The following is a 5,701-nucleotide window of genomic DNA, read 5'->3' on the forward strand; positions in this document are numbered from 1 at the left end:
CTTAAAATGATTATCATTCTTGAGAAAACCTGTTTCTTGTTTTTCTTGGAATAATTTATTCTTTGGAAGTCCCTTACGGGCAAATTCGCACAGCAGACGGAGTTTCCCACCTACCTGCTAGTGAGGTCTTAACATCCCTGCTAATTTTTGCTGTAATTTATACAGCCCTGTTTATTTGTGCCTTATTCTTTGGTAGTCGGATAATTCGTCAAGGCCCCAACCTAGAGCTTCCGGTTCCAGGCATTGACACCCAACCTGCCGTAGAAACTACTCCGGCTGAATTTGTTCCAGATCAACGTCCTGTCGAAGCAGAGCAATGAGGAGTGCTGTAAAGCCCTACGGGCATGGCTGTGCTTAGAGCGGTAGCGGGGCTTTAGCCAGTACTTTTTCTTCCCTACGGGACGCTACGCGAACACTCAGGACTCAGGACTCAGCACTATCAATAGGTAACTGTATGGAGAATCTAGAACACTTTCTAGCGCAGGTTTGGTTTGTCATTTTGGCTCTGTTTTTATTTCTCTATGTCATGTTAGACGGGTTTGATCTAGGCGTAGGTATCCTATCACTAACCAGTTCCAATGACGACCGACGCGACATTTTAATGACAAGTTTGGGTAATATTTGGGATGCAAATGAAACCTGGTTGGTGTTGATGGGGGGTGCATTGTTTGGGGCATTTCCTCTTGCTTATGGCACCATTTTGAATGCGCTCTACATTCCCATTTTTGGCATGATCTTTGGCTTGATTTTTCGGGCTGTGGCCTTTGAGTTTCGAGAGCATTCTACAAACAAAGTATTTTGGAATGTGGCGTTTGGAGTCGGTAGTTTTATGGCAGCGCTGTTTCAAGGATTTGCTTTGGGCACCATTTTAGAAGGCATTAAGGTGGATGAAGCGGGTCACTTTATCGGCAGTATGTGGGATTGGCTGGATTGGCGATCGCTCCTAGTTGCCTTGACATTGATCCAGGGTTATGTATTGATTGGCTCTACCTATCTCATCTTAAAAACTGAGGGAGAACTGCAAACATCCCATTACCGCACAGCAAAAATCGCTGCCTGGACAACGCTGTTAGGTGCAATTTTAATCACGATCGCCACCCCTGTTGTATATGAAAATGCCAGGGCAAAGTTATTTCATCAGCCAGAAGTATATCTATTTGCAGTCATTCCCGTGTTAGGTGTGCTGCTGATTGGGTTATTGATTCAAAGCCTGAACCGCAAAGCAGAAACTACTCCCCTCGTTTGGACAGTGCTGCTTTTTCTGCTTACCTTTGTCGGGTTAGGATTAGTTGTTTTTCCCTATATCATCCCCCCAGGTATTACTATTTATCAGGCAGCCGCAGCACCTAGCGCATTAGTCTTCATGATTATCTTCATTGGATTTCTGATTCCCATTATGTTGTTCTACAACATCTACAATTACATTGTGTTTCGAGGGAAAGTGGCAGGTACACATTATGGGGAATAAGTGATACCAATTTGAGAAATGATTGGTTTCAGCTTAATGACTGCGATATTTGCTTTGAAGCCATACAAACAATGGACGTAGATGGCCCTAAGCTTGGACAAATACGAATTCATATCTTACAGAATTTGCACTTTTTCTGTACATGTCAGATAGTGTCAAGTATGACGCTTTGTCTTTTGACAGATATTAATGAGTTATTTAGCATTCTTAGATGCCTCTATTTAAATTTAGGTTGTATGACCAACGGACAAAATAAGCGAAAGAAATTAAAGCTGCTATCCATCGGTATCGCACCACATGATGCTTTATTATCGATTGGCATCTCTCCTCATGGTTTAATTTCAATTGGTGCTATTCCCCACGGGTTGATTTCAATTGGACTAGTACCAATGGGCGTGGTGTCTATTGGATTAGTTTCAATGGGATTATTCAGTGCCGGAATGATCTCAATGGGACTGATCAGCCTTGGGAGAGTTAATATGAGTTTGATGCAACTCAATCCAATTGGGATACAGCAAAAGCAACCTGGAACAGAGATGAATCCTCACCACCATATGTCTGAGTAGAAAAGTAAACAAAATTAGTTATACAAAATTAAGACATAAAACCCTTATCTAGATTAGAAGCAGACTTGTAAACAATTTTGTACATTTATTTATACTGCAAGCAATTTTATGCGATCGCTTGCAGCTTTAGGCATATAAGCTTTACAGACTAGTTCCATCTAACTTTGCCTAGAAAAACTCAATTTAGGCAAAATTCAAGAACCTAATGTTGAGCCAGTAGGGGAAGAGACGCCTTGCTGGAGCATCTGACGTGCTAAGTTCATACAATTTGCACAAGTACAGCCAAACTTTACCTGTGCATACTGTTTATCCATGCTGTCTGAAATTCCAGATATTTGAGGAAAATCTTCCTGGGAGGAAGTGCGAGTGACAGTTGGAGCAGGTGCAATTGCCCCTAGCATTTTATTTGGCATGAGAGCTTGAGCAGAGTAAGGAGCTAGGAATGCTGTAGCTAAAGAGCTAGAGCAACCAAGTATTGTCAAAACTTTCTTGTTCATAGCACGTATTTTTTAGTAAGTTGATTGTAGCTATTCTAGCTAAACATCAATTGTTTAGTAATAGCAGATATTTATGCTTATGCTAAACTCTAATTTAATAAACTACAAGGTAAAATTTTTGTGATGAATAAAACAACGCTGACACTAATTAGCAGTTCTTGTGTTTTGTCTTTGTTAGTCTTGATGAGTCATATTGCTGTCGCAGAAAGTTCACATTTTGTACATACAACTAACAATAGCCTAAAGCACAAAATTGGTGATACCATTGCTTCTTCAATAAATAGTTCTGTTATACAAACAACTAAAACTGTTGGTATACAAGTGAATCCACGAGTGTTTTCTCTAGATGCAAATAGTGATACGGTCGGGGATGTGGCTATTGCTAAATTTGGCTGTGATTGCTCTAGTTGTCGTGCTTTGGCACTTCAAATGTTGCAAAGTGGACAATTAACTCTTTGACAATATTTTAGGTCGGTACAAATAAAACTAACTAGTAACGATTGTCATTTGTCCTTATTCATTGGTAAAACTTTCAAATATATTTACATTTTGTAACATAGTTCTGTTTATTCCCGCCGGTAAGGGGCGTTAGCGTCGCGGGAGGTAGACGGCTTTAAAACTTATCATCTTTTTGGTAAACAATGCGGTTGACAAGCGATCGCACCAAATATTTTGCTCACCTTTTTGGTAAACAATGCGGTTGATAAGCGATCGCACTAAATATTCTGCACAAAATCATTCCTAGCTTATCTTTGCTTGCATTTCAAGCTCGACTTGCAGGGGGTCAAGTACCGGGGGAAGCAACACGACTAGTCATACTTTTGACATAACATTGCAATGCCTCTGTCATTTAGATAGGTTTTACTTAACCTTACGTCGATGTCAATGTAAGTAATATTGATGAATGAAAACTCTGGCTCATACAGAGTCTCATTGGTTTTTCACCTTGCCGAAATATGCCTTTATAAGGAGTGATAGATGCTATCCAGATTTTTGCGTGTTTTCAACGATAGTTCCCGAAACGTTAGACGTAAAGTCATCAACATTTATGCTTTCTTGATTGGTGTGAATATTTTGGTCTGGGTAGTTGCACTGATTGCGTTCCATCGTTACCCGCTCCTGCTTGGTACTGCCGTATTAGCTTATAGCTTTGGTCTACGTCATGCTGTAGATGCCGATCATATCGCTGCGATTGACAATGTTACCCGTAAATTGATGCAGGAGAACAAACGACCTGTTTCTGTTGGGTTTTTCTTCTCTCTAGGTCATTCCACCGTTGTAATTGCCGCCTCTGTTGCGATCGCTTTAACTACTACAACCATCCAGAAAAACTTTCCCAGTTTTGAAAAGGTTGGAGGTCTAATTGGCACTACTGTTTCTGCACTTTTCCTACTAGCAATTGCTGCAATCAATATGGTGGTGCTGTGGGATGTTTATAAGACCTTCCAAACCGTCAAACAGGGAGGAATCTATGACGAGCAATCCTTAGACGAATTTTTGAACCAACGCGGTTTACTCGGTCGCATCTTCCGTCCTTTGTTTCGGTTGATAGATAGCAGCTGGAAAATGTTTCCTTTAGGTTTCCTTTTCGGTTTAGGCTTCGACACGGCGACAGAGGTAGCACTGCTAGGGATTTCTGCGAATCAAGCAGCTAAAGGTCTGCCTATCTGGTCGATTCTATTATTTCCAGCTTTGTTCACCGCAGGTATGTCCCTGATTGACACTACTGACGGTATTTTAATGCTTGGTGCTTATGGCTGGGCTTACGTCAAACCAATCCGTAAGCTCTACTACAATATGACCATCACCCTTGTTTCTGTCCTAGTTGCTGTGGTCATTGGCGGAATTGAGGCTCTAAACGTGATTGGCGATCAGTTACAACTAAAAAGTCCGTTTTGGGATTTCATTAGTCAACTAGGTGATAATTTTGGCACAATTGGTTACTTAATCATTAGTATCTTTGTGTTCAGTTGGCTACTTTCGACCATCATCTACAAAGTCAATAAATATGATGATTTAGAAGTCACTAGTACAGCACGGCGGAAATAAACCATGATTGTTAATGAGTAGCCTTAACAAACCCACTCATAAAATTCAATCGCTTCTGGTTCACAACTATGACATCCACCACACTTTTTCCCATCCGCCATTTTGCGAACTCGACCTTTACGAATTAGCTTACTCAGCATTCCTCGTAAAGCATTTCCATCCATACGAAAGTGAAGTTGCATATCTGCAAGAGAAGCTTTTTTGTGTTGGGCAAGGAATTGTTGTAGTTCACTTAATATCATGGTTTTCTCCTCCATTTTTTGTCATTAGTCAGTAACAAATGACTAATGACTAATAACTTCTCTTGTACGTGTAGTACCTGCCATCTTCAATCCGAAAATAGCCATCCCCATAGCTAAAGCTAATCCCACTACCCAAGCAATAGAAGAACTGGGATGTTGTGTAAATGTCGCCAGTTGGTAATATAAAACCGCCACCCAGTAAGCTAAACCAGTAGTCCACAATCCAGCAAATACCGTCCACCCCAAATTAGTCTCCCGGTAAAGTGCAGCCGTCGCAGAAACGCAGGGAAAGTACAACAGCACAAACAACAGATAGGCGAAAGCCGCAGATGTACTACTAAACCGTTTGGACATTTCGCCGTAAGTGCTAACAGATACACCTTGAGCTGCTGCTGCTTGCTTTTGGTCTGTTGAGACATTGGCTGCACTCAAACCAAGGGGGTCAAATAATTGACCAGGAAGTTTTGCCAAATTCTCTGGAATGCTAGCAAATGCTTTACTAATACCACCCCAAAAACTAAATTCTTCGGGTTTTTCTGCCTCTGCTGTGGCTGCTTTTTCTGCTTCTGCCAATCCCGTATACAGAGAGTTCATTGTACCAACCATCACTTCCTTAGCAAATACCCCTGTCATTAAACCAACGGTAGCCGGCCAGTTATCTTGAGTAATTCCCATTGGTGTAAATACTGGTGTGACTGTGCGACTCATGGCGCTGAGAATCGAATCTTTGCTATCTTGTTTACCGAATGTGCCATCAGTACCAACAGAATTCATGAAGCCCAGGACGATCACCATAATTACAATGGGTGCGACTCTTTTAGGAAGACGGAGAATAGAGTTTAAACAGGTATTGCAAGAGTCGGAGGGGTAATAGAACAA

At 41.3% G+C, this 5,701-nt stretch carries 7 protein-coding genes and 1 pseudogene; 5 read left to right on the top strand and 3 right to left on the bottom strand.

Annotation, left to right across the window (positions count from 1 at the left end; genetic code table 11):
* Window positions 1-68: 68 nt before the first annotated feature.
* The 3 genes and pseudogenes from CDG77_RS33000 to CDG77_RS33010 all read left to right on the top strand — a co-directional run.
* Window positions 69-320: pseudogene (locus CDG77_RS33000) on the top strand (cytochrome ubiquinol oxidase subunit I); the annotation flags it as partial.
* A 134-nt stretch (window positions 321-454) separates the two neighbouring features.
* On the top strand, window positions 455-1,468 hold the full coding sequence (gene cydB / locus CDG77_RS33005) for a cytochrome d ubiquinol oxidase subunit II (protein WP_094333404.1): 1,014 nt from the start codon (window positions 455-457) through the stop codon (window positions 1,466-1,468).
* Window positions 1,469-1,704: 236 nt separating this feature from the next.
* Window positions 1,705-2,034 carry a hypothetical protein gene (locus tag CDG77_RS33010; RefSeq protein WP_094333405.1) on the top strand — a complete coding sequence of 110 codons (330 nt, stop codon included), beginning with the start codon at window positions 1,705-1,707 and terminating at the stop codon, window positions 2,032-2,034.
* 194 nt (window positions 2,035-2,228) lie between these two features.
* Here CDG77_RS33010 and CDG77_RS33015 read toward each other — a convergent pair whose 3' ends face one another.
* Complete coding sequence (locus CDG77_RS33015) at window positions 2,229-2,531, bottom strand: hypothetical protein (RefSeq protein WP_094333406.1); 303 nt, start codon at window positions 2,529-2,531, stop codon at window positions 2,229-2,231.
* Between the two features lie 123 nt (window positions 2,532-2,654).
* Here CDG77_RS33015 and CDG77_RS33020 point away from each other — a divergent pair, with 123 nt between their 5' ends.
* Window positions 2,655-2,990, top strand: a complete 336-nt coding sequence (locus tag CDG77_RS33020) for a hypothetical protein (protein WP_094333407.1) — start codon at window positions 2,655-2,657, stop codon at window positions 2,988-2,990.
* Between the two features lie 519 nt (window positions 2,991-3,509).
* On the top strand, window positions 3,510-4,580 hold the full coding sequence (locus tag CDG77_RS33025) for a HoxN/HupN/NixA family nickel/cobalt transporter (protein WP_094333408.1): 1,071 nt from the start codon (window positions 3,510-3,512) through the stop codon (window positions 4,578-4,580).
* Window positions 4,581-4,603: 23 nt separating this feature from the next.
* Here the strand turns inward: CDG77_RS33025 and CDG77_RS33030 are convergent, their stop codons facing one another.
* Entirely contained in the window at window positions 4,604-4,822 is a 219-nt protein-coding gene (locus tag CDG77_RS33030; RefSeq protein WP_094333409.1) for a FeoC-like transcriptional regulator, read from the bottom strand.
* Between the two features lie 42 nt (window positions 4,823-4,864).
* On the bottom strand, window positions 4,865-5,701 hold an 837-nt coding region (locus CDG77_RS33035; RefSeq protein WP_317615949.1), incomplete at its 5' end, for a nucleoside recognition domain-containing protein.

Origin of the sequence: Nostoc sp. 'Peltigera membranacea cyanobiont' 213, assembly GCF_002245975.1 — a bacterium.
In the GTDB taxonomy this organism is placed as follows: Bacteria; Cyanobacteriota; Cyanobacteriia; order Cyanobacteriales; family Nostocaceae; genus Nostoc.